General features: G+C 32.3%; 15 protein-coding genes. 10 read left to right on the forward strand and 5 right to left on the reverse strand.

All coding sequences use genetic code 11. From position 1 onward, the window contains the following. Positions 1-257 precede the first annotated feature (257 nt). The 3 genes from AN960_RS17185 to AN960_RS17195 all read left to right on the forward strand — a co-directional run bounded on the left by AN960_RS17185 (position 258) and on the right by AN960_RS17195 (position 7839). The gene (locus AN960_RS17185) at positions 258-1157 is read left to right on the forward strand and encodes a LysR family transcriptional regulator (RefSeq protein WP_056473897.1); all 900 of its coding nucleotides are present in this window, start codon (positions 258-260) and stop codon (positions 1155-1157) included. 722 nt (positions 1158-1879) lie between these two features. Next, on the forward strand, positions 1880-6070 hold the full coding sequence (locus AN960_RS17190) for a S8 family serine peptidase (protein ID WP_056473899.1): 4191 nt from the start codon (positions 1880-1882) through the stop codon (positions 6068-6070). Positions 6071-6939: 869 nt separating this feature from the next. After that, entirely contained in the window at positions 6940-7839 is a 900-nt protein-coding gene (locus AN960_RS17195) for a LysR family transcriptional regulator (protein ID WP_056473900.1), read from the forward strand. A gap of 181 nt (positions 7840-8020) precedes the next feature. Here the strand turns inward: AN960_RS17195 and AN960_RS17200 are convergent, their stop codons facing one another. From AN960_RS17200 to AN960_RS17210, 3 genes are read right to left on the reverse strand one after another with little or no spacing between them, the layout of a single operon-like run. Next, positions 8021-9154, reverse strand: a complete 1134-nt coding sequence (locus tag AN960_RS17200) for a Ger(x)C family spore germination protein (RefSeq protein ID WP_056473902.1) — start codon at positions 9152-9154, stop codon at positions 8021-8023. Continuing rightward, positions 9154-10224, reverse strand: coding sequence for a GerAB/ArcD/ProY family transporter (locus tag AN960_RS17205; RefSeq protein WP_056473904.1), 1071 nt, complete (start codon positions 10222-10224; stop codon positions 9154-9156). The genes AN960_RS17200 and AN960_RS17205 overlap by 1 nt, the downstream gene beginning before the upstream one ends. Next, positions 10221-11603, reverse strand: coding sequence for a spore germination protein (locus AN960_RS17210; protein WP_056473905.1), 1383 nt, complete (start codon positions 11601-11603; stop codon positions 10221-10223). Before AN960_RS17210 ends, AN960_RS17205 begins: the two co-directional genes overlap by 4 nt. A gap of 270 nt (positions 11604-11873) precedes the next feature. Between AN960_RS17210 and AN960_RS17215 the strand changes: the two genes are divergently transcribed. From AN960_RS17215 to AN960_RS17225, 3 genes are read left to right on the forward strand one after another with little or no spacing between them, the layout of a single operon-like run. Next, the gene (locus AN960_RS17215) at positions 11874-14192 is read left to right on the forward strand and encodes a xanthine dehydrogenase family protein molybdopterin-binding subunit (RefSeq protein ID WP_056473907.1); all 2319 of its coding nucleotides are present in this window, start codon (positions 11874-11876) and stop codon (positions 14190-14192) included. A gap of 1 nt (position 14193) precedes the next feature. After that, on the forward strand, positions 14194-15027 hold the full coding sequence (locus AN960_RS17220) for an FAD binding domain-containing protein (protein ID WP_056473908.1): 834 nt from the start codon (positions 14194-14196) through the stop codon (positions 15025-15027). Continuing rightward, on the forward strand, positions 15027-15536 hold the full coding sequence (locus AN960_RS17225; RefSeq protein WP_056473911.1) for a (2Fe-2S)-binding protein: 510 nt from the start codon (positions 15027-15029) through the stop codon (positions 15534-15536). The genes AN960_RS17220 and AN960_RS17225 overlap by 1 nt, the downstream gene beginning before the upstream one ends. A 4-nt stretch (positions 15537-15540) precedes the next feature. On the opposite strand, the gene AN960_RS24810 is transcribed toward AN960_RS17225, so the two are convergent. After that, entirely contained in the window at positions 15541-15681 is a 141-nt protein-coding gene (locus tag AN960_RS24810) for a hypothetical protein (RefSeq protein WP_172795431.1), read from the reverse strand. A 13-nt stretch (positions 15682-15694) separates the two neighbouring features. Continuing rightward, positions 15695-16132: a hypothetical protein gene (locus tag AN960_RS17230; protein ID WP_056473913.1), complete on the reverse strand. Its 438-nt coding sequence runs from the start codon at positions 16130-16132 to the stop codon at positions 15695-15697. 348 nt (positions 16133-16480) lie between these two features. Between AN960_RS17230 and AN960_RS17235 the strand changes: the two genes are divergently transcribed. From AN960_RS17235 to AN960_RS17255, 4 genes are all read left to right on the forward strand, one after another. Next, positions 16481-17515 carry an AI-2E family transporter gene (locus AN960_RS17235; protein ID WP_056473914.1) on the forward strand — a complete coding sequence of 345 codons (1035 nt, stop codon included), beginning with the start codon at positions 16481-16483 and terminating at the stop codon, positions 17513-17515. 308 nt (positions 17516-17823) lie between these two features. Beyond that, complete coding sequence (locus tag AN960_RS17245; RefSeq protein ID WP_056473918.1) at positions 17824-19266, forward strand: spore germination protein; 1443 nt, start codon at positions 17824-17826, stop codon at positions 19264-19266. An 84-nt stretch (positions 19267-19350) separates the two neighbouring features. Beyond that, positions 19351-21333 carry an alkyl/aryl-sulfatase gene (locus AN960_RS17250; RefSeq protein ID WP_056473920.1) on the forward strand — a complete coding sequence of 661 codons (1983 nt, stop codon included), beginning with the start codon at positions 19351-19353 and terminating at the stop codon, positions 21331-21333. 731 nt (positions 21334-22064) lie between these two features. Further along, positions 22065-23549 carry an amino acid permease gene (locus AN960_RS17255; protein ID WP_082459557.1) on the forward strand — a complete coding sequence of 495 codons (1485 nt, stop codon included), beginning with the start codon at positions 22065-22067 and terminating at the stop codon, positions 23547-23549. Positions 23550-23721: the final 172 nt, after the last annotated feature.

Here is a 23721-nt window from a genome sequence, read left to right on the forward strand (position 1 = left end):
AAATACAAACTTTCCCTTAAAAAATAATAAAAGACAAGAATACGATTTAGGTAGTATTCTTGTCTTATTTTTTATTGTATATAAAAGGTAAATGTATAAAATATTAGGATTTATTTGGCAAAAGGTCTATAAAAAGTTCCACATGTAGATGGTTAATAAGTTAATAGTAAGAAATAATTGATTTTTTTTAGTGTTATTGTAAAGTTGAAATCCGTAAAAAGAAGTAGATTTAGTTTTTCTAAGGAGAAATTGTAAAAATGAATTTTGATCAATTGGAACATATTGTTTATGCAGCAAAGGAAATGTCAATTACGAAAGCTTCAGAAAAATTATTTATATCTCCTTCTGGAATGAGTCAATCCATTACTCAGTTAGAAAATGAACTTGGAATAAAAATATTTAATCGATCAAAACAAGGTGTAACACCAACTTTTGAAGGGGAAATAGTCATTTCAAAGGCAATGACATTGTTAAGCACGATTAAGGAGCTTAATAAGGAAATATACGATATTAAAAATAGAAGTGAGACTCATTTAAAAATCTTAACTGCACCTACTTTTGCTTATCTACTTCAAGAAACAATGATAAAGTTTAATGATGAACAAAATGATCTTTCATTTGAATTAGTTGAAGAAAATCCAGCTAATATTATTCAACATTTTATTAAACAAGATTATAATTTTGCACTTATTCCTGCTACATACGAAGAGTTAAAAAAAGAAAGATTCATTGAATATGAGCATTTACATAGAGGACATATGTGTATTGCAGTCGGTAAGAAATCACCATTTTACACTTATGATTCTGTATCTCCTAGTGAATTGAAAAATGCCAAAATAGTTATGTACAAAAACTCCGACTATAAAGCACTAGAAAAAATTTCAAAAATGAGTTCAAACAATGTTGTTCTTAAAACAAATAGAAGTAGCTTACTTTTTGAATTAGTAAAAGAGAGCGAAGCAATTTCGTATTTGCATGAATTTACGATTCGAAATCGGCCAATGATTCTAAGTGGAGATATTAAAATCATTCCTTTAAAGGAAAAGACTACTTTCGACGTTGACTTTTGGCTAATTCATTTACAATCGAAAAGATTATCACCATTGGCAAGAGAATTTATTGAGAAATTAAAAAAACAGTTTAATAATAATTTATAAAAAAGATCGTGGAGCAGGATTTTGAACTGACTACACGATCTTTTTTAAATATTAAGAAAGTATAAATTGGTAGCGAGGAAGTTAATTCGTCGTGGAGCCTAATTTTAGGAATAAAGTATTAGTGCACCTACGCCTCTGTCTTCGCCTAAAGGCTCGACAATCGGCGAGTTTTCTTTATTTATTAGAATTTAGTATGTGTGCTTAGAAAAAGATTTGTACATTCTTAAAAAGTACAATTTTTTTAGAGAGTATTGAACTATTAAGATTTTTTACTTACGAAGTATTAAGGAAGCATATAGGATAAATGTAGCATTCTGAAAAAAAATAAAATGAGATATTCATATATTATCTATCTTATTAAATGATATTGTTATTTTTCCCCCAAATACAAGTTTATTTTTGGTTACAAAAATCTACATATTACATTAAAAAAAATTAATAATGCATTAATACAATCAAATTTTTTTACAATAAATGAGAGTATTTGACATTTATTCTGAAAATTAAAAATGTAAATATGACTATTGTAATAAGGAAAAAACTTCTAATTTCCCCAATTTACTTCAAGTCCCCCTTTCTTCAATAATAGTATTAACATAGATAGTTTGTAATGAAATCGTACAAGATTTAATGAGAACTAATGCAGTGCTTCACAATTAAATTATCGTATCGTTATTCATGAACACTAACATATGTAATAAACATAGGTATGGAGGAAGAAAATGGGGAAAAAGTCTTACAATCGTAAAATTGTTAAAAGCTTATCTGTAGTTGCTCTATCATCTAGTTTTATTTTGGGATCTATTGGGCATTTAGATCTTACAAAAGCTGCAGGCTATTCAAAGACTGAAGATATTCTTGCAAACTTAACTCCACAACAAAGAGATGCACTTAACCAGCTTTCAGTTAATGAAGAAACAGGTCTACAAGTTTCGTCTGATATTGATCAAACGTCTACTGAACAAACATCAGTCATCGTACAATTTGCAAATCAGCCTACAAAAGTTGCTCAGCTTCAAGCGAGTCTTGAAGGGCAAACTTTAACGACAGATGAATCTACAAAATTAATTGATCAAGATCACCAAACGTTTAATCAAGATGTAGATCAACTATTAATTGATGACAATAATAAGAAGGTAGATTATAAGATTACACGTTCATATAAAAATGCTTTTAATGGTGTTTCGATGAACCTACCAGCTAATCAAATAAAAAATCTATTAAAATCTAAAGCAGTTAAAACAGTTTGGAGCAATGAAACATTCTCAATTGAACCACCAACTGCAGATGATAACGAACAATTAAAAGCTGATGAAGCAAAAGTTGGAAACTACACGCCTTATGATGGTTTAGATCGCTTACATGCAGAAGGATACACAGGTAAAGGAATTAAAGTAGGTATTTTGGATACAGGAATCGATTATAATCATCCAGATTTAAAGGATGCTTATAAAGGCGGATATGATTTCGTCGACAATGATAATGATCCAATGGAAACCACGTATGCTGATTGGAAGAAATCGGGACAACCAGAAACTAGTGGTGGAGGTACTTATTATACAGAACATGGTACACATGTTGCTGGTATTATCGGTGGGCGTGGTAAAGCGGATAGTGAATACAAAATGCTTGGTGCAGCACCAGATGCGGATCTTTACTCTTACCGCGTTTTAGGTCCATATGGAAGCGGAACAACTGATTCGATTATCGCTGGGATCGATCGAGCAGTGAAGGATGGGATGGATGTTCTTAATCTGTCATTAGGTAACTCGTTAAATGATCCACTTTATGCGACATCAATTGCTTTAAACAATGCTGTTTTAAGCGGTGTGACAACAGTTGTTGCAGCGGGTAATTCTGGAGATCAAATGTATACATTAGGTTCACCAGGTGCATCAGCATTAGCGTTAACAGTTGGTGCTTCATCCATTTCACTTGAAGCTTATCAATATGCAGGTGTGCAAAATGGTGCTAATTACACGTTAAGACAGTTAGCAAGAAATTACTCGGATGATTTAACTCAATTAAAAGGAAAAACATTCAAATTAGTAGATGTAGGTCTAGCTAGAACAACAGCTGATTTTACCGGCAAGGACCTAAATGGAAATATTGCATTCATTAAGCGTGGAACGAATGCATTAATTGATAAAATTAAAAATGCAAAAACGAGAGGCGCAGTCGGAGTCATTATGTATAACGATGAGCTAAACCAAGCTGAAGGGCCAATTAATGCATTTTTAGGTGAATCAGTTGATGCAATTCCATCATTTACAATATCAAACAGTGATGGAAAACAAATTCTAGCAGCGCTTCAAGCGGGTAATACAAACTTCTCGTTTGGGGACTATTCAATAATCCATTCAACTAGCGATGAATTAGCTGCGTTCAGTTCAAGAGGTCCTTCTCGTGTTAACTATGATATTAAACCGGAAGTTACAGCACCTGGTGTTGCGATCATGTCAACTGTTCCGTTTTATGTAAACAATAAAACAGTAGATGGTTCCAAACCAGAAGATTATAAATATGCATATGAACGCTTATCTGGAACTTCAATGGCAACACCTTATGTTGCTGGGGTATCTGCATTGTTATTACAGTCGAACAAAGATTTGCAACCAGCTGATGTAAAATCAATCTTAATGAACACAGCTGATTCATTATCAAAAAATTACAGTGTGTTTGAAATTGGAAGCGGACGAGTTGATGCTTATGAAGCTATCCACTCAAATGTGGAACTACAAGTGAATGATCAAACTCCGACAATAAATGATAAAGGTAAACTAAAAACCATTAAAGAATTAACAGGTGGCATTAGCTTCGGTTCATTTGGATTTAATGACCAAGATATTACTGATGACCGTACTGTTACATTGAAAAATAGAAGTGAAAAAGCGAAAACATTTAATGTAAATGTTAAATTCCAAACTGGTTTAAGAGGATCATTAGATGCTGCTAAAAATAATGTAACATTAACTGGACCAACTTCAGTTAAATTAAATGGAATTAGCACAAAGAATATTAAGTTTAATTTAAATATTCCTAAAACAGCAGAAAAAGGCACATATGAAGGATATATCGTTTTTACAAATGCTGCTGATCCGACTGAAACTTATCAAATTCCATTTGGTGGACGAGTAGTAAATGAAGGTATTGATACTTTTACACTAACGACTAATATGTTTTCAGGTGATACAGCTGTACCAAATAGAGCAATAAGCCAAATTCTATTTAAGATTTCGTTAAAATCACATATGAAAACCCTCGATTTTGTAGTCCAAGATGCAACTACTGGTGAAGATCTAGGTTTACTTGCATCATATGATACACGTGGACTTCCGGAAAATGTTGTTACCGGAGTGCCATCTGGATTTGCTGGGGCTTATTTCCCATTCACTGGTGATCCAAAAAATCCAATAAGTGATTCAATTGTATTAGCAAAAACAGGACATTATAAATTAAGAGCGATTGGTACAAATGATCAAGGTAAAACATTCTCTAAATCAGCTGATTTCATTTATGAAAAAGGCAAACCAAAGATGACTTCAAGTTTTGATTCGTTAGATCAAAAGGTTATTGAATATACAGACAGTCAATTTGATTCAAATGGACAATTTTTATATGACTTTAATATCAATGTTAATGATCCAGAAGTAGCAGATGCAAATAAAGCAGGAATTCCAATTGATCAGTCTAGCAATCAAGTTGTCCCATACAACAATGCTGGTTATCCAGAGCCAGCAATAAACGCGGATAAAGATGGAAATATTAAAGATCAAATACTAGTACAAAAAAAGCAAGTACCATGTAAAGTATCGTTTGTTGCAAATGATGCGGCAAGAAACTTTACTTCAGGTGCTACGGGATTTTTAAAGGTAGTGTTTGTTCCAGAATCGTATCCATATTTTTACTTAAAAGCAAATAAACAAGAAGCTTCATCTGGAGATACAATTAATTATTCTCTACGTTCTAATAATATGAAAAATCTAAAAACTGCGAAAATTACAATTCCAATTGCAGTATCGGAATACAAAGATTACGCAAAAATTGAAAATGTTGTAATAAGTGATGCTGTAAAGCAATACGGTGATGCACAAGTATCTGTATCTTCAACAACTAAACCGAATTACTCAACAACATATACAATAACATTTAACTATTTAGGTAATAAATCTTTACCTGAAGATATACAATTAGTAAATTTCGACTTAGTAACAGCTAAACGTTACACCAACAGGGAGTTCCCTGCAGTTTTGAATCTCATTACTGGAGAAACAACCGATCAATCAAATGTAGTAACAAATAATATTTACAGTTATATGGAATCGTTTGATATAAAACAAACAATGTCTAGATATTCTGGCACAATGAAATTAGAAGGAGCATATGATCCAGCTACTGGTCAGATGAATTATAAGTTAGATCAACAAAATATAGGTGCTAAAGTGACAATTACTTCATATGATGGAAAAAATGTTCAAGATGCAATCTGGACAAGCAAAAATGGAACTTATCTCGTATCAGATAACCTGGATCCTGATACAAAACCATATACAGTTAAGGTAGATGCACCTGGTCACTTTACGTTGTCTAGACAATTAGTTTTATCAGATAATGTTCGCGGAGAAGCGATTGGAAAATGGTTAGGCTTTAGCTTAGGTCAGGCTGCAGCTGGGGACACAAATAAAGATAATGTTATCGATATTTTAGACGCATTAAATTTACAAACTTATTGGGGTACGAGCCATTCAGGTTCTGATTTAAACTTCGATGGTGTAGTAGACAAAAAGGATATGGATTACGTTGTTAAAAACTTTGGTTTACAAAATACGACAGTACCAAATCCTCCTAAGGCTAGGTCTTCATATAAAGGTGTAAATTTAGATGATGTTTTAACGCAATTAGGATTAAAGTAAGATACTAGAAAGAGAAGCCAATAATTTGGCTTCTCTTTTATACTGTTGAAAAATGCGTTTGTCAATTAGTGCTCAATTAATGGTGGGTGATTTTAACTAAAGCCTGTTATGAATAAGTATTTTTGAAATTTTAGCATATTTATTTATCATGAACCTGTTATGAGTAAGTTGCTTTCAAATTTTAGCTTATTTACTTACTCGTGAAGCTGTTATGAGTTAGTAATTTTCAACAGTTTACATACTTAGGCTTCCGTTTTTCAATGTGTTGAAATATAGAACGGTCAAAAAGGAAAACGTCTATTCAGTGACCATTATTGATGATAAATTTGTCATTTTTTGATGATCTATTAATGGTTTTAAAATGTTTAATATGTTTGAGTAGTCATTATGTTTAGATCAACAAGTTCCTATGATTAGTTTTAAATTTGATGTCGATTTTAATTGACCAACAAACTGACTAATAAATTGTTATTTACTCTAAGTAAAGGATATTAAATTAGGTTTTTATCATAAACTTTTTTTGATGAATTAGTTGATTGGAATGGAGGGGTGCTCGACTCCTATGGGAAATGCGGGAAGGCTGAGACCCCGCAGGAACGAGGAGGCTCAGGTCTCGCCCCATGGAAAGCGAGCATCCTGTAATGGAAATCAACCTCACTTTACTTCTTTACGAAAATTTGGATATTAATTGACAAGATTGTATTTCAACAGCTTGAAAGAGAAGCCAATAATTTGGCTTCTCTTTTAAATTTTTAGTAAACTTAAGTATGTGAGCATAGAACAAGATAATACTAAGAATGATACATTACTTTTGAAAATAATATAAAATCAATAATGATATCTGGTCATACAAAAGAGAGTGGTGAATCATGAATTTCGAACAAATGGAACATATCGTTTATGCAGCAAAGGAAAAGTCAATTACGAAGGCTGCTGAAAAATTATTTATCTCACCTTCTGGCATGAGCCAGTCCATTACTCAGTTAGAAAATGAGCTTGGTATTAAAATTTTTAACCGATCGAAACAAGGTGTTATTCCAACATTTGAAGGGAGAATCGTTATTTCAAAGGCAATTACTTTATTGAGCACAATTAAAGAGCTTAACAAAGAAATTTTTGATATTAAAAATAGAAGTGAAACGCATTTGAAAATAATAACCGCTCCTACTTTTACATATATGCTTCAAGAAACAATGGTAATGTTTAATAAAGAACCATATGAAGTTACATTTGAAGTTGTTGAAGAAAATCCTGCCAGTATTATTCAAAATTTCAGTAATCAGGATTATGATTTTGCACTTATTCCTTCTACAAACGAAGAGTTAAAAAAAGAAAGATTCATTGAATATGAGCACTTACATAGAGGACATATTTGTATTGCAGTCGGTAAAAAATCACCATTTTATACTTATGATTCTGTATCTCCAAATGAATTGAAAAATACCAAAATAGTTATGTATAAAAACTCCGACTATAAAACACTAGAAAAAATTTCAAAATTGAATTCAAACAACGTCGTTCTTAGATCAAATAGAAGTAGCTTACTTTATGAGTTAGTAAAAGAGAGCCAAGCAATTTTGTATTTGCATGAATTTTCGATTCGAAATCAGCCAATGATTCTAAGTGGGGATATTAAAATAATTCCCTTAAAGGAAGAGACTACTTTCGATGTTGACTTTTGGCTAATTCATTTACAATCGAAAAGTTTGTCACCATTAGCAAGAGAATTTATTGAGAAAATAAAAAAACAGTTTAAAAATAGTATATAAAAAAGATCGTGGAGGCAGGATTTGGAACTGACTACACGATCTTTTTACACATTAAGAGTGTATAAATTGGCAACGGAGAAGTAAACTCGAATAGTTTTCAATTTTAGGAATTAATTATAAATGCAATTACACCTCTGTCTTCGCCTAAAAACTCCCCAATCGGCGAGTTTTCTTTATTATATTATTCTTCAAACTGAGTTTCTTTACCAATTGCACCTGTGTCTAATATGGTTACGACTACCTTAGGTTTGATTTTAATTGTTGGATATTCTTTTTCCCAATTAAGTTTTCGCCATTTTTCTGGGTGATGTTCTTTTAAATATCGACCAATCCCTAGTACATCACTATTAGCAAGTTGAATATCTTTAATAACTTCTTGAGCTCTTTTATTTAGATCTTTATTAATAACTGACCACATTTCATCCTCGCCTAAAAATTTCATTGTAGATATTCCATCTATCGATACATTAACTTTAACTGTTAAATTGACCTCTATTTTATCTTTAGAGGTCGAAACTGTTAATTTATTTTTAGGTCGAATAATATTATAAGCAAGTATATTGTATGGCGGTTCATATTTTTTAGAAAGCTTTGTAATAAAATTACCTGTAGAGCCGTATTCACCCATCATCATTAGAAGAAGCGGAGAATGTTCAGAAGAAACGAAACGTCCAGTATAGCTACCATTATGCATTAAACCTGCGCCAGTAACTTCTACTCGATCGGCTGGTGTTACATCTACTACTGGTATTGTAAAGTCTATACCTTCTTCGGAAGTATATGTAAAAATATTAAAAAGCTGTATTTGTTGAGCGATTGAAGTGAATTCAGCATTTTTTATAGTTTGACTCAATATTACCGATAACGGTTTAGTTCCGACTGTTTTTAATTTTAAAACGTTTTTTGCAGGTTGTTTATTTGTTATTGCAACAGATACATTTAGATTTGATAACGTTCTCCTTCTAAAAGTACTTATAATATGAGTAATTTTTGTTTTCGCGAAATCTTCACCAAATAATAAAATTTTAGTTTTGGATGTCGTTATATCTCCAGGTAAAAATGATTGTAAATGCATTGAAGCTTGAGAAACTGAGATGCCTTTAGAATCAACAGTTTCACTCTGGAAATCGAATACGCCAGCTCCCTTACCGATAATATCAAGTATTAGCGCATTGACCTCAATTTTTTTATCTTGATCTAAATCAAAACTAATCCCATTAACTAATGTCTTTTCAGTAATTGCTCTAGTATCCCAACAACCTGTAGCTAATAAAAGAATGGAACATAAACTAATAATTTTATAAGATTTACTCATCAGTTTATTAGCCCCCTAACTTTATTAATTAAGAATAGAAGAAATGGAATGATGATAATAAAGATGGGATCTAAATAAGTGCCAAAATTCGCAAGTGCTTCTCTTTTGATTACCTGTAAAGAAATTAAAGGATAAAAAGCAAATATGATTAAGATGATGAAAAGTAATATACTTTTTCTATTTTTTACGATTAAAGATAGACCCTTATGTACATCTTCACTAACGATATAAATATAGTTAATTACTGTTGCACAAATTACAATGATCCATAGGCTTAAAAACAATGTATCTAGACTATCGATCATTTTTGACTGATAAGTTTTAAATATATAAAGTATGGGGTCAATGATGTAACTATTTTCTTTATTGCTTAATTTGATATAGGACGTGAAAAGAATAAAGGTATACATTAATGTTGTAAAAAAATTTGCGATAGATAAAGTGAATAATTTTTTTTTTGTATTTTGAAAAAATGGCGGTAAAAATAAAAAGATTTCAAAGCCTAACATTTCAATAAAGGATGAATATGCACCAGAGCTGATCTTTGTAATTGGAGATTGACCAATAGGTAATATTCTACCTATATGAACATTTTTATAAGAAACTAGTAGAAATAAAATAAATATCAGAAAGATAAATGTGCAAAGTACATACGTTCTAGCGATTGTTAAGATGTCATTTTTCGCGACAATATAGGCTGTAAATAAAAATAAAATGAGAATAAGCCAAGCAGGGCTTTTTGGAAAAATCCAAATCTTGATAATATCAGAAAATCTAGTAGATATTAAGATCACTACATACAAAAAATAGATGAAATAGCTAATATTAATACAAGTTCCAATGAATGGATTCGTAATTATTTTTGTATAGTCTGTAAAACTTTTATTTGGAAATTTTTTATACAAACTATAATAAAGAAATAGTATAATTTGAACGATTACACCACCAATAAGTGTCGAAATCCAACCATCGTGCCCCGCTTTTTTATAAATATTATTTGGGAGGTTAGTAATGGCAACGCCGAATTGTGAAAATATAATTAAATAAAATAGGTGTTTATTATTGATCATGTTTCTTTTCCCTTTCTATTTTTTAATAAAACAAATTCGGAGAAACCTGGATTCTCTACATATCGATAACTAAACGCTCTAATTTTGGATAGATGAGCAAGCATCATAAAAATACCAAGACTAATACCAATAAATCCAAAAATTGCTGCAAGGATTAAAAGAGGTATGCCCATTACTCTTGAGGCGATAGACATTTCTTTTGATGGTAGTGCAAATGAGGAAACGGCAGTAATTGAGATTACAACAACCATAGAGTTTGAGATTAAATTTGTTTGTACTATAGCTGTCCCAATTACAATAGCCCCAACAGTACCAATAGTTGCACCAACAGGATTTGGAAGTCTCAGAGCTGCTTCTTTCAATAACTCTAAAATAATAATCATTGAAAAAGCTTCGACTATAGGTGGAAGTGGTACATTTTCAATTGATAATTTTAATGTATAAAAAATAGAAGTAGGTAAGATATTCGAATGATAATTTGTAACTGCTATATAAATTGAAGGTAATGTTACTGCAAGCCAAAATGCGAATATTCTTAAACAATAAAAAAATATACCAAAAAGCCATCTAAAATTAAAATCGTCTGCACTACGGAAATAACCATAAATATCATAAGGAAATAATAATGCACTAGGGTCATTATCGAGTATAATTGCAGGTTTTCCTGTTAATAAATGACGAACTGTACGATCAGGTCTTTCAGTGAACATCACTTGTGGAAATGGAGAAGAGGGATATTCTTCTATCATATTTTGAATATGTACAGTTCCGATCATTTGTACAGGTTCAACTTTTCCACTTGTCTCTAGCTTTTTTATTTTCTGTTCAATTGTTTCAATCATTGATTTTGGAGTAATATCGTTTAAATAAAAAATGGAAAGCGTCACAGGATATTTTTTACCAATTGTTATATTTTTGATGATTAATTCTTTCGTACGTAATCTTTTTCGAATTAAAGTTGAGTTGGTTTGAAGACTCTCAACAAAACTGTCATGGGGTCCTAATATTACTGTTTCGGAAATTGATTCTGATATTGAACGATCGCTATTATCAGAAAGTGCAGAATATGACTTCGCTTTACTCCTATTATTATCATTAAAAACAATGACGTTACCAGAAAGAATAAACTGAATACACTCATCAAGTGTATACGCATCTTCAGTATCCAATATAGTTGTTACAATTCGATCTGAGTTATTTTTTGAAAAAATCCGTTCTAGTATATGTGTTTGAATTACTTCTGAATCAATCAAAGTGTCTAAATAACATAAATGTAGAGTTACTTCCTCGATTGAATATTTTTTATATTTAAAATCTGAACTAGATTGAAATGCGCTTTGTACTTCTTCAAGCATGGAGGTTTTTTCGTTTACTTCCATTTAAATCAACTCCTTAAAAACTCCGCTAAGAATATAAGTATTATTCCCTTTGTGAAATTGGATATGTATGGAAATACTTCTTAGGAAAAAAATAGGTCACATACTTAAAATAAAGAAAAAATCTCAATTTTAGTTTTGATTATGAGTTATAAATGGCCTGATTCTCCTATCTGGGCATTTTTTTTGTTTTCAAAACATAAATTTTTATAGTATCTCATATAAAAGAAATTTATGTTAAACGTTTTTTTCGAAAGGGGTTTAGAAAACACGATGCATATAATTGGAAAAGGGATACCCCGAAAAGAGTCTTTTGAAAAAGTTACGGGATATGCTAAATATACAGACGACTTTCAGACAAATGATATGCTTCACGCTCAATTAGTAACAAGTCCATACGCTCATGCGATGATTAAAAGTATAGATGCTACCGATGCTCTAAAAGTACAAGGTGTAAGAAAAATCATATTTGGTGAGAATCTACCTTTAGTAGGAGAAGGAATACTTGACCGCTATCCAATCGCTTTTGACCGTGTTCGATTTTTTGGTGAAGTAGTGGCAATCGTTGTAGCGGACACCCTTTATGAAGCAAATCAAGCTGCTAATTTAGTAAAAGTACAATATGAAATACTTCCAGTTGTAAATTCTCCAACAGAAGCACTTAAACAAGATGCACCACTTATACATCCAAAACTAGGAGAGTATAAAATAACTGAAGGTGTTTATCCAGAGCCAGGTACGAATATTGCTACTAGGATTAAAATTCGTAAAGGAGATTTTAACAAAGGTTGGAGAGAGAGCGAAGTAATGATTGATGAGAATTTTGCATTTAGATCATCTGACCATGTTGCAATGGAGACAAGATGTTCATTTGCTCAAATCCATCATGATGGCTCAATTGAGATTACAACTTCTTCACAATGCCCATTTATGGTTAAGGATTTGATTGGAGATTATTTTGGAGTTAAACCCGGAAAAGTTATTGTAAACACTCCTTTTGTAGGTGGGGGGTATGGTGGAAAAGGAGCAGTCCAGTTAGAACTTTTAGCCTATATTGCTTCACGAGCTGTAAATGGTAGATTAGTAAAAATATATAACACTCGTGAAAATGATATGCTTTCATCACCGGGACATATTGGTCTTGAGGCGAATGTAAAACTGGGAAGTACAAAAGAAGGAATGCTCAAAGTTGCAGAAATTCACTATTTATGGGATGGCGGAGCATATGCAGATAAATCGATTGACTTAACACGGGCAGGAGCAGTTGATTGCACAGGACCGTATAATATTGAAAATATTTGGTGTGATTCTTTATGCATGTATACGAATCATCCATACCCAGCACCTTTTAGAGGGTTTAGTCATTCAGAAGTACATTTTGCGTTTGAGAGAGCAATGGATATTCTTGCTAGAAAATTAAATATGGATCCTATCGAACTACGAGAAAGAAACGCCATTAAACCAGGTGATACGACTCCTACACAAGTTGTATTAAATTCTAGTACAGTTGGAAATCTCCCAAAATGTATTGAAAAAATGAAAGAATTAATTAATTGGCAGGAAGGTCAAGTTATTGACTTAGGTAATCATAAAGTAAGAGTTAAAGGAATTAGCTGTTCATGGAAGACCTCTACTATTACACCAAATGCAAGCTCAGGCGTAATATTGATCTACAATGCAGATGGAAGTATTAATTTAATGTCCGGTGTTGTAGAACTCGGTCAGGGAACTAAAACGATTCTTGCTCAAATGTTAGCAGAAATCCTGAAAATGGATGTAAACGACATTCATGTTCAAATGAATATCAATACTCTAAATACACCTGAGCATTGGAAAACAGTTGCAAGTAGAGGAACATTCATGGCTGGTAGAGCATTGTTAGCAGCTGCTGAGGATTTAATGAGGCAATTAAAAGATTTAGCTTCATTTATATTGCGTGCTCCTGTTGATGATTTAGAAGTTGGGTATGGAAAAGTGTTTTTAAGAAGTAATCCAGATACAAATATCCCAATTGAAAAAATTGCTTACGGTTATACATTTCCAAATGGAAATTCAATAGGAGGACAAATAATTGGAAGGGGACACTATATTTTAACTGGCTTAACCCGTTTAAATCGAGAAACTGGCGCTGGAAAACCTGGACCAGAGTGGACGGTTTGTGCACATGGTGTAGAAGTAGAAGTCAATCTAAAAACATATGAATATAGGATTCTTAAAGCCGTTACAGCTGTTGATATTGGCAAAGTACTAAACAGTAAGACTGCAACTGGGCAAGTTAAAGGTGCTATGAGTATGGGCTTATCTTTTGCAGCAAGAGAAACCTTTTATTTCGATGCGAAAGGGAAGGTACTAAATCCTCAATTACGAACTTATCGACCGATTCGGTTTGGTGAGAACCCTAAATATGAAGTAGCCTTTGTTGAAACGCCACAAGTCGATGCTGTTTTTGGTGCAAGAGGTGTAGGGGAACATGGATTATTAGGAATGCCAGCTGCTCTTGGTAACAGTCTTTCTACTTCGCTTTCGGCAAACATTAACAATTTACCAATTATCCCAGAATTATTATGGAAAGTAAAAGAAGGTGGGAACTAGTTTGTTATCTTCTAATATAGAATACTATAAACCAATGACGATTAAAGAAGCATTGGAGACTTTTTATTTTTTAAAAGCTAAAAACAAGAGGCCGATTTATTATGCAGGTGGTACAGAAATTATAACACTTGGTCGGTTAAATCTGGTTGAAACAGATGCCCTGATCGATCTTAAAGATCTAAGTGAGTGCCAATTATTTGAGTTTAATGAAGACTATTTAATATCAGGTGCTGTAATCTCACTAACAGAAATTGAAGAGAAAAACCTTTTTCCATTACTCTCTAAAGCATCTATGGAAATAGCTGATCGTACGGCAAGAAATAAAATAACCTTAGGCGGAAATTTATGTGGTCAAATTTTTTACCGGGAAGCAGTTTTACCATTTCTACTTTGTGATAGCCAAGTAATTGTTGCTGGATTTAATGGAATAGAGGCTTTTCAAATCGAGCAAATCTTCAACCAAAACTTTCAACTCCAAGATGGACAATTTTTGATCCAACTTTTAACGGAAAAGAAGTATATCAATCTACCATATATGAGCATAAAAAAGCGTCAGCAATGGGATACAGGTTATCCATTACTGACGATCGCATCTATTAAATCAGATAATCAATTGCGTTTTGCTTTTAGTGGGCTATGCCCTTTTCCGTTTCGTTCAAAGCAAATGGAAGTTGAGTTAAATAATACTAACTTGAGCATAGAAGAAAGAATTCAAAAAGCATTGCAATTCATTCCAGGAGAAGTGCTTGACGATGTTGAAGGCTCAAAAGAGTACCGACTATTTGTACTAAAAAACACAATAGAAGAGATAATGATTGAAATGGAGGGAAGGTAATGGACCAGTCTCCAATAAAAAAATTAACCGTTTCTTTAAATGTTAATGACGAAATTCGACAAGTGGAGATTCGTCCAGTAGACACTCTCCTTTATGTGTTACGAACAAAGCTCGGGCTTACTGGCGCAAAACCAGGATGCTTAAATGGAGATTGTGGAGCCTGTTCAGTTGTTATGGAAGGTACAGTGTATAAATCATGTATTATGCTTGCCATCGAGGCAATCGGACAAAAAATAACTACAATTGAAGGTTTAAAAGATTCACCTATACAAAAAGCCTTCGTTGAAAATTTTGCGTTTCAATGTGGTTATTGTACACCTGGATTCATCATGAATTGTCATTCACTTTTAATAAAAAACCCTCATCCAACATATGAAACAATGAAAGAATGGTTATCTTCTAATATTTGTAGATGCACATGCTATGAAGAAATTGAAGAAGCTGTTTTATCAGTTATCGAAAATAGGGAAAAACCAATCAATAATGAGTTAGAAAAAGACGAACAGTGATTTCTTAACTCACCTGTGTCGTTGAAGTCGTTGAATCACTTGACTTTCGTTGTGTAAAGAAGAAAATAAACGAAATGACGGAAATTGCCATAAGAAAAACTTGGGTATCAGTAGGTCTTACAGTAGGGATATCTGTTAAAGCCATAATCACCATTCCTTTATTTACTAAAGATTCTCGGATCAATATCAAAATGTTTCGAAACAATTTTTTTACAAAAGTAATATGTTTTTTTTAGAAAAGGAAGTGTCGGTTCGCTAACTGGCGCACCAAAAATAGGTCCACTCACATTTAGTGAGAATCTACCGGGTCCTATAACGGAGCTTACAACTCGAACTTCATCTATTAATAATAAAATAGCAATAATTATATCGATTACATCAATGAGAGCATTTGTAAATTGATCTCCATATTTACTTTCTACACGTTCTCTACCTAATAAGGGTCCACTTAGAGAAAGACTAAATTCTCCAGACGTTACAAATACACCTATTATCGTAATTTGGCCAGTTAATAATAATGCTGCAGCGGCGACATTTAAATCTCTTTGAAGAGTAGCGATAATACGAAGATCTTCTTTAATCTTATAGTCATTCATTGAATCACACCCTCATGCCTATAGTATTCATTCAGTGCCCAAGTGTGAATGAAAAGGGATGGGGAACAATTATTGACACAAAAAGTTCAATTAAAAGATGCAGCTAAACATAATTGTTTAGGAGCATCTTTATTTTTAGTGTTAGAATTGGTAAAATAAAAAGTGGCGCTTTTCAACATTAAGAATTTGTTAAATGAAAATTCATAATTGAAGAATTTATTAAATAAAAATGAAAAGAGAAGCAACTTTATGAACCACTTCCTTTGGGATGTGGTTATGTTTTTATTATAAAAATTAAGATTTCCATACTACTCAGGCACAATAATATCTAGGTAAGGGGGTTGTGGAATGGAGGTCAGAAAATTTTTTCAAAGTAGTACGTTTAGACGACTAGCAATGATGGCTTGTATCATTCTAGTACTAATCTTAACTCGCAAAATAATAAATTTAGTCTTACTAATTTTCATTTTTACTTATTTAATGGATCGAGTACATAAATTTATTATTAATAGAGTAAACAAGATTTTACCGGTTAATCGGTTAGTAGTTGTCTATTCTTTGTATATCGTTATTGTGGCAGCTTTAGTCGTAGGGATCTATAATTATTTACCTGTTATTACATCTCAAGTTGTCCAACTAATCGTACAAATCAAAACCTTTTATATGAATCCACCAGATGAGAAAATCATCAATTATATTGTAACCGCAATTAAAAAGGTTGAAATATCAGGTTATACTGAGCAAGGATTAGATTTTTTATATAAGTATGCCTCTAATATTAGCCAATGGGGGATTGAAGTATTAATTGCTTTAGTTCTAAGTTTCTTTTTTCTACTTGAAAAGCCTAGGATTATTGCATTTACCAAAAAGTTTGAGAATAGTAAGATATCACTTTTTTATTATGAGATGGCTTATTTTGGAGAAAGATTTTCACGTTCTTTTGGTAAAGTAATTGAAGCCCAGTTTTTAATTGCATTAGTGAATTGTATTTTATCGGTGATCGCATTAAGATTTATGGGATTTCCACAGCTTATCGGTTTAGGCTTCTTGATCTTCTTGCTTGGACTAATCCCGGTTGCTGGAATGTTTATCTCATTAATTCCACTTTGTACGATTGCCTATACAATCGGTGGAATGACACATATCATGTATGTAATTTTGATGATTCTTGTTTTACATGCACTTGAAACTTATTTTTTAAATCCAAAGCTAATATCAGCTAAAACGAACTTACCAGTTTTTTATACTTTTCTAATTCTTGTTTTTTCTGAACGTTTTTTTGGCGTATGGGGTCTTATTATTGGGATACCAGTTTTCATCTTTTTATTAGATGTATTGGGCGTAACAGATCATGAGAAGAAAGAAGTAGAATCAACTGAATAAATCAAAAGATGATATCGTGTGACGATATCATCTTTTTTTTACTTAGCCTTCATATTCATTCATTTCCGATTTAATAAATCTAATGAATTGCTTTTCAACTGGGGATAATAATTTCTTTTTTAAACGTAAAAGACCAAGTGTCACATCTAAAGGTTCATAACTTAGTAAGTCGACTTCAACAACTTTACCTTCCAATAAGGCTGGATTATTTTTTAATACAAAATTGAAACTGAAACCTTCACCCAAATTAACATAAATTGGAATATGCAGGACAAACTAAACCAAAATATGCTTAAGGAGATTTTTTAGTGAATAACACGGAACAGTCAACTTTAGTAGTAAGTTTAGAAAAGAATATTCATTATATAAAAGAAGAGTTTAATAACGGTACTGATTTGAAAGTTAGACTACTAACGGTAAATGATGAAGTCATTCGTGATGCTGCAATTTTGTATATTGATGGGATAACGAATACACAATCTATTCAAGATAATATTCTTACGCCTTTGCTAAGAATTATTAAATTCGACAGTATTGACGCTTTTATCACCCGTCATCTTTCGATTGCTGATGTGATGAAGGTAATAGCCTATGAAGAGATTTTGTTTGGACTATCGAAAGGAAAGACACTTATATTAGTTGATGGTTATGAAGAAGGAATTTTAGCAGATACTGCTGATTGGCAAATGCGGTCAATCAATGAGCCTGATACTCAAAGATCATTGAAAGGCTCGTTAATAGGATTTAATGAACAGTTAAAAGTTAATATCAATCTTCTCCGTAATATTATACCGTCAAATAAGTTAAGTATTGAAAATCTAGAGGTAGGCAACGAAGTAAAAACAGATGTTTCGATTATTTATATGGACGGATTTGTTGACAAAAACATATTAGATGAAACAAGGTCAAGAATAAAAAATATAGATGTGACCTATTTATTAGAAGCTAGAGTAATTGAAGACGCTTTAGAAGGGAAAAAAACATTCTTTCCAACCGTTTTTACGTGTGAACGTCCAGATGTCACTGTGTCAGCATTATATGAGGGGCGTGTTGCGATTTTAGTAAATGGTATTCCTTATAGTCTTATCGTTCCTTGTCTTTTTCTTCATTATTTTCATCAACCGGATGAATATAATACTAAATCAGGAAGATATGGATTCAGGTTTTTACGTTTGTTTAGCTGGTTATTTTCAATTATTTTATTGGGCCTTTATGAAACAGTGGTCCGTTTTCATCATGACTGGGTACCGCATAAATTTGCAAAGGTGTTTTTCGCAAAGTCAGATACTATGATACCTATTATCGTTGAGATATTATTTGTCATGATTATTTTCCAGTTACTTACTGAAGCATCGTTGAGAATTCCTAAATCGACTGTCATTATTGTTTCACTCATAGGGGCTATTGTAGTTGGACAAACTTCAGTCACTGCAAAACTGATTCATTCTGCGACGTTAATAATAGTAGGAATTAATTTCCTTTCTAGTATTGCAATTGCTGCAGGAGGACTGTATGGATCGGTTATGGCGTTAAGATTAGTTTTTTTATTTTTAGGATTTTTCTTTGGGTTAAAAGGGATTTTCATCGGATTAATTATTTTGATCGCTTATATGGCATCAATTAGATCAATGGGGGTTCCATATTTAGCACCGTTTATTCCATTTAACTCAAAAGAAATGAAAGATGCTCTAATTAGAGGAGATTTAAGGAAGATTATTAATAGTAAACATACATATCCTCATAAAAAATAAATTGGAACAAAGAGTAACGTATTGAAGAACTAATGTTGCTTTTTGTTCCAATTCTATATGTTGATGACTAGAAGGAGTAGAATCATGTTTGAAACAAAAGGTTTATCATTTTTACTAATAATAACGATTTTTTTTATTACCCCCTTTCCTCAAAACGTATTTTCTCAAGCCATGCCTCCTACTAAAGATACAATTAAAGCAAATGAAAAAATTTATAGTGAATTAAATTTCAATGATAAACAAGATTTTAATGATGCTCATAAGGGGTTCATCGCACCATTAATGCAAGATCAATTAAAAAATTCAAAAGGTGCTGTTATTTGGGATCGCAATCAATATTCAATTATTAATGAAGGGACTGCACCCTTAACAGTAAATCCATCTTTATGGAGACAAGCTCAATTATTAAATACTCCTGGACTTTATAAAGTAGTCGATGGGGTATATCAAATTCGTGGGCAAGATGTATCTGTAATGACAATTGTAGAAGGTAAAACAGGTTTAATTATATTGGATACATTATCAACAATTGAAACTGCTAAAGCAGCAATGGAATTATATTATGAGTATCGCCCTAAAAAGTTAGTTAGTGCAATAGTTATTAGTCATAGTCATGCTGATCATTTTGGAGGGGTAAAAGGAATTGTACAATACGCGATCAATCCAGAAAAGGTACCAATTATTGCACCATTAAACTTTTCTAAGGAAGTAGTAAGTGAGAATATCCTTTTAGGTAATATCATGTCAAGAAGAGCGGGGTATATGTTCGGAAATCTTTTACCCGTAAATAAAAAAGGATATGTAACAAATGGGATTGGTCCTAGAATTAGTACCGGTACAATCAGCTTTCTGCCACCGACAATTGAAATAAAAGATAAAGTACAAACGATGGAAATAGATGGAGTTAAGTTTAAGTTTTTATTAACGTTAAATACTGAAGCACCATCAGAAATGCATTATTACATAAAAGATTACAAAACTTTAGTAGTGGCTGAAAATACGGGTCATACTATGCATAATTTTTATACCTTAAGAGGAGCAAAGACACGAGATGCTTCTGAGTGGGTAAAAGCTTTGGATGATACAATTAAGTTATTTGGTAAAGAAGAAATCGACACATTAATTACAGCACACAGCTGGCCGTTATGGGGGAAGGTTCGTGTAATAGAGCATCTTACAAAGCAACGAGATTTATATAAGTATATTCATGACCAAACAATTCGCCTAGCCAACCAAGGTTACACTGCAGATGAAATAGCTGAGCAAATAAAATTACCTAGTAGTCTTGATAAATATTGGGCAAATCGAGGATATTATGGTGATTTGAAGCAAAATGCTAAAGCAGTTTACAACTATTATTTAGGATATTTTAATGGTAATCCCTCTGATTTAGATCCACTCCCACAAGTAGAGACTGGAAGGAAATATGTTCAATACATGGGTGGAGAAAAGAAGGTTTTGAAGCTCGCAAAACTAGATTTTGAGAAAGGTGAATATCGCTTTGTTGCTCAAGTTTTGAAAAACGTAGTCATGGCAAATCCGAATAACAAAGAGGCTAAGAACTTACTAGCTAAATCTTACGAGCAATTAGGATACAGGGCCGAATCTGCATCCTGGAGAAATGTTTATTTGACGGGTGCACAGGAATTGAGAAAAGGTATTATGAAGATAGATGATTCACAATCATTAAGTACTGTAGACCAACAATCGATCTTAAACATGAGCGTAAAAGATTTTTTTGATTATATTTCGATCACGCTTAATGGTCCAAAAGCAGAGAATAAGCGTTTTACATTTAACGTGAATTTTACTGATCTGAAAACAAATTACACATTTGAAATAAAGGACGCCGTTTTTAATTATAGTGATGGTTTAACTGCTCCAAGTCCTGATGCCACATTATTTGTAGATAAAGTAACTTTTTATTTAATTATGTACGGGAAACTCGATGTAAATAAGGCAATTGCAAATGGGAAGCTAAGCATTACTGGGAATAAAGAGAAATTTAAAGAGATGGTAAATTTATTTGATCATTTTAATCTGTGGGTTAATATCGTTACCCCATAAGAAAATAAAATTAGGTGGAAAAAACATTCTTTTGGAGATATGAAGAATGTTTTTTTTGAATTTTACGTTTTAAAAATTCAGAAAATTTCCGAGCTGGTTTTATTCATTTTTTTGTATAGAGTCGATGAAATGAAAGATAAAAAAACAGGACATTTCACCTAAAAAAGAGTGATGATTTTCCTATATACAGATACTTTTATTGGGACTGCTTACAAGTCTAGAGCTTTAATAAATAAGGAAAAATAATTTTAAACCATAACAAAGCGCTTTCATTATATAATATTTTCCAATCTAAAAATTAATAGTTGAAGAATGTTAAACTAGGACTTAATATATATTTATTGTTTCAAATAAATATACGATTTTTGAAAATTTAACTATTCTTAAATAACTCTAAATTATCTAAACAATGAAAAAACTCCTTCTATTTTTCGTCATATTATGATAATTTTAATTAAGTACATTTCGATGATGAAAGCAAAAAAAATGAAAACGCTATCAGCATTGAGGGTATAAGATTTGTTCCTTTGTTAAATTCAGAAGGGAGGATTTTCATCTTTACATCGCTCAGTTTCCAGGCTTAGTATTAAAATAGGTAACTTAGTCTGTGATTTGTAATTTTGTACGAAATGACAATGCCAATGGATCGATTGGAATGTGAGCAATTTAAAGATTTGATCAGCCTTTTTCGTATTTAGGGGAATTTCAATTTAAAATAAAGAGGTGTATTCATGCAAAATACAAATCGTAAAACTGATTTCACTATTCAAAGTAACACGCCTAAAAAAGAGCATTTAGAAAGAAAACTAAAAACGAGACATTTAACAATGATCGCTATGGGTGGTACGATTGGTACTGGTCTATTTTTAGCGAGTGGAGCAACAATACATGATGCAGGGCCTGGTGGGGCTCTAGCTGCATATTTAATTGCTGGTATTATGGTTTATTTCCTAATGACTAGCTTAGCAGAAATGGCAACTTTAATTCCGGTTTCGGGTTCTTTTAGCACATATACTTCAAGATTTGTCGACCCAGCTCTTGGTTTTGCTGTTGGTTGGAATTATTGGTATAACAATGCCATCATCCTTGCTTTAGAATTATCAGCTTCGGCTTTAATTATGAAATATTGGTTCCCACATACTCCAGGTATTGTATGGAGTTCTATATTCCTTGTTTTAATTTTTGGTTTAAATGTACTGTCTGTAAAAGGATATGGAGAATCTGAATTTTGGTTTTCAATTATTAAAGTAGCTACAATTATCATTTTCATTGTAATTGGATTATTAATGATTTTCGGTATTATGAAGGGGCACACTGGTGGTTTTGACAATTTTACAAAAGGGGAAGCACCATTTAAAGGTGGTCTCTTATCGATCTTTAGTGTATTTATGATTGTAGGTTTTGCTTTCCAAGGAACTGAAATGGTTGGAGTAACTGCAGGGGAAAGTGAAAATCCTGAAAAGAATATTCCAAAAGCAATCAAGCAAATCTTTTGGCGTATTTTATTATTCTACGTATTAGCGATTTTCGTTATCGGCTGTTTAATAAGCTATACAGATCCAAACTTATTAGGTGGAGACGTTGATAGTGTTGCGATCAGTCCATTTACTTTAGTTTTTAAACATGCAGGACTTGCTTTTGCGGCTGCTGCAATGAATACAGTTATATTAACTTCAGTTTTATCAGCGGGTAATTCAAGTTTATACGTTGGTTCTCGTGTACTATGGGTATTAGCTGAAGAAGGAAAAGCACCAAAGTTCTTAAGAAAAGTAAACAAAGGTGGAGTTCCAGTTAGTGCATTAATTGCGACGACTCTAATTGGTGCACTTTGCTTTTTAACTTCATTATTTGGTGATGGTACAGTATACTCTTGGTTATTAAATGCAGCTGGTTTAGCTGGTTATATTTCTTGGTTAGGTATTTCAATCACGCATTACCGCTTCCGTAAAGCGTATATTGCCCAAGGAAGAAAGTTAAAGGATCTACCTTATTTAGCAAAATGGTTCCCACTAGGTCCAATTTTAGCAACAGTTTTATGTTTAGTTGCAATGCTTGGAACGAATTATGGAGCATTTACTGGAGAAAAAATTGACTGGTATGGTATTGCAGTTTCTTATATTGGACTACCATTATTTATTCTTGGATACCTCGGCTATAAAGTAATTATGAAAACGAAGAAGGTTAAATTAGAAGAAGCTGATTTCAGCAGAGACTAATAATTAAATCTGACAAGTAGTTTAAAGCTCAATCTATGCTTCGGATAGATTGAGCTTTTTTTACGTATTTTTTTACAGGATTTTGGAAAATTAATAATGTCAATGTGTGGACTGTTGAAAAACCTTGTCGATCAATATTTAAATTTAATCAAAATCAGATAAGGGCAGAAGC

Source organism: Bacillus sp. FJAT-25509 (genome assembly GCF_001420605.1).
In the GTDB taxonomy this organism is placed as follows: Bacteria; Bacillota; Bacilli; order Bacillales; family Bacillaceae_G; genus Gottfriedia.

What these genes read in the sequence shown, in the direction of transcription:
- AN960_RS24810 (WP_172795431.1), bottom strand. Translation starts at nt 15,681, where the DNA reads ATGGCTTTAACAGATATCCCTACTGTAAGACCTACTGATACCCAAGTT.
- AN960_RS17195 (WP_056473900.1), top strand. Translation starts at nt 6,940, where the DNA reads ATGAATTTCGAACAAATGGAACATATCGTTTATGCAGCAAAGGAAAAG.
- AN960_RS17200 (WP_056473902.1), bottom strand. Translation starts at nt 9,154, where the DNA reads ATGAGTAAATCTTATAAAATTATTAGTTTATGTTCCATTCTTTTATTA.
- AN960_RS17225 (WP_056473911.1), top strand. Translation starts at nt 15,027, where the DNA reads ATGGACCAGTCTCCAATAAAAAAATTAACCGTTTCTTTAAATGTTAAT.
- AN960_RS17210 (WP_056473905.1), bottom strand. Translation starts at nt 11,603, where the DNA reads ATGGAAGTAAACGAAAAAACCTCCATGCTTGAAGAAGTACAAAGCGCA.
- AN960_RS17190 (WP_056473899.1), top strand. Translation starts at nt 1,880, where the DNA reads ATGGGGAAAAAGTCTTACAATCGTAAAATTGTTAAAAGCTTATCTGTA.
- AN960_RS17205 (WP_056473904.1), bottom strand. Translation starts at nt 10,224, where the DNA reads ATGATCAATAATAAACACCTATTTTATTTAATTATATTTTCACAATTC.
- AN960_RS17250 (WP_056473920.1), top strand. Translation starts at nt 19,351, where the DNA reads ATGTTTGAAACAAAAGGTTTATCATTTTTACTAATAATAACGATTTTT.
- AN960_RS17230 (WP_056473913.1), bottom strand. Translation starts at nt 16,132, where the DNA reads ATGAATGACTATAAGATTAAAGAAGATCTTCGTATTATCGCTACTCTT.
- AN960_RS17215 (WP_056473907.1), top strand. Translation starts at nt 11,874, where the DNA reads ATGCATATAATTGGAAAAGGGATACCCCGAAAAGAGTCTTTTGAAAAA.
- AN960_RS17235 (WP_056473914.1), top strand. Translation starts at nt 16,481, where the DNA reads ATGGAGGTCAGAAAATTTTTTCAAAGTAGTACGTTTAGACGACTAGCA.
- AN960_RS17255 (WP_082459557.1), top strand. Translation starts at nt 22,065, where the DNA reads ATGCAAAATACAAATCGTAAAACTGATTTCACTATTCAAAGTAACACG.
- AN960_RS17185 (WP_056473897.1), top strand. Translation starts at nt 258, where the DNA reads ATGAATTTTGATCAATTGGAACATATTGTTTATGCAGCAAAGGAAATG.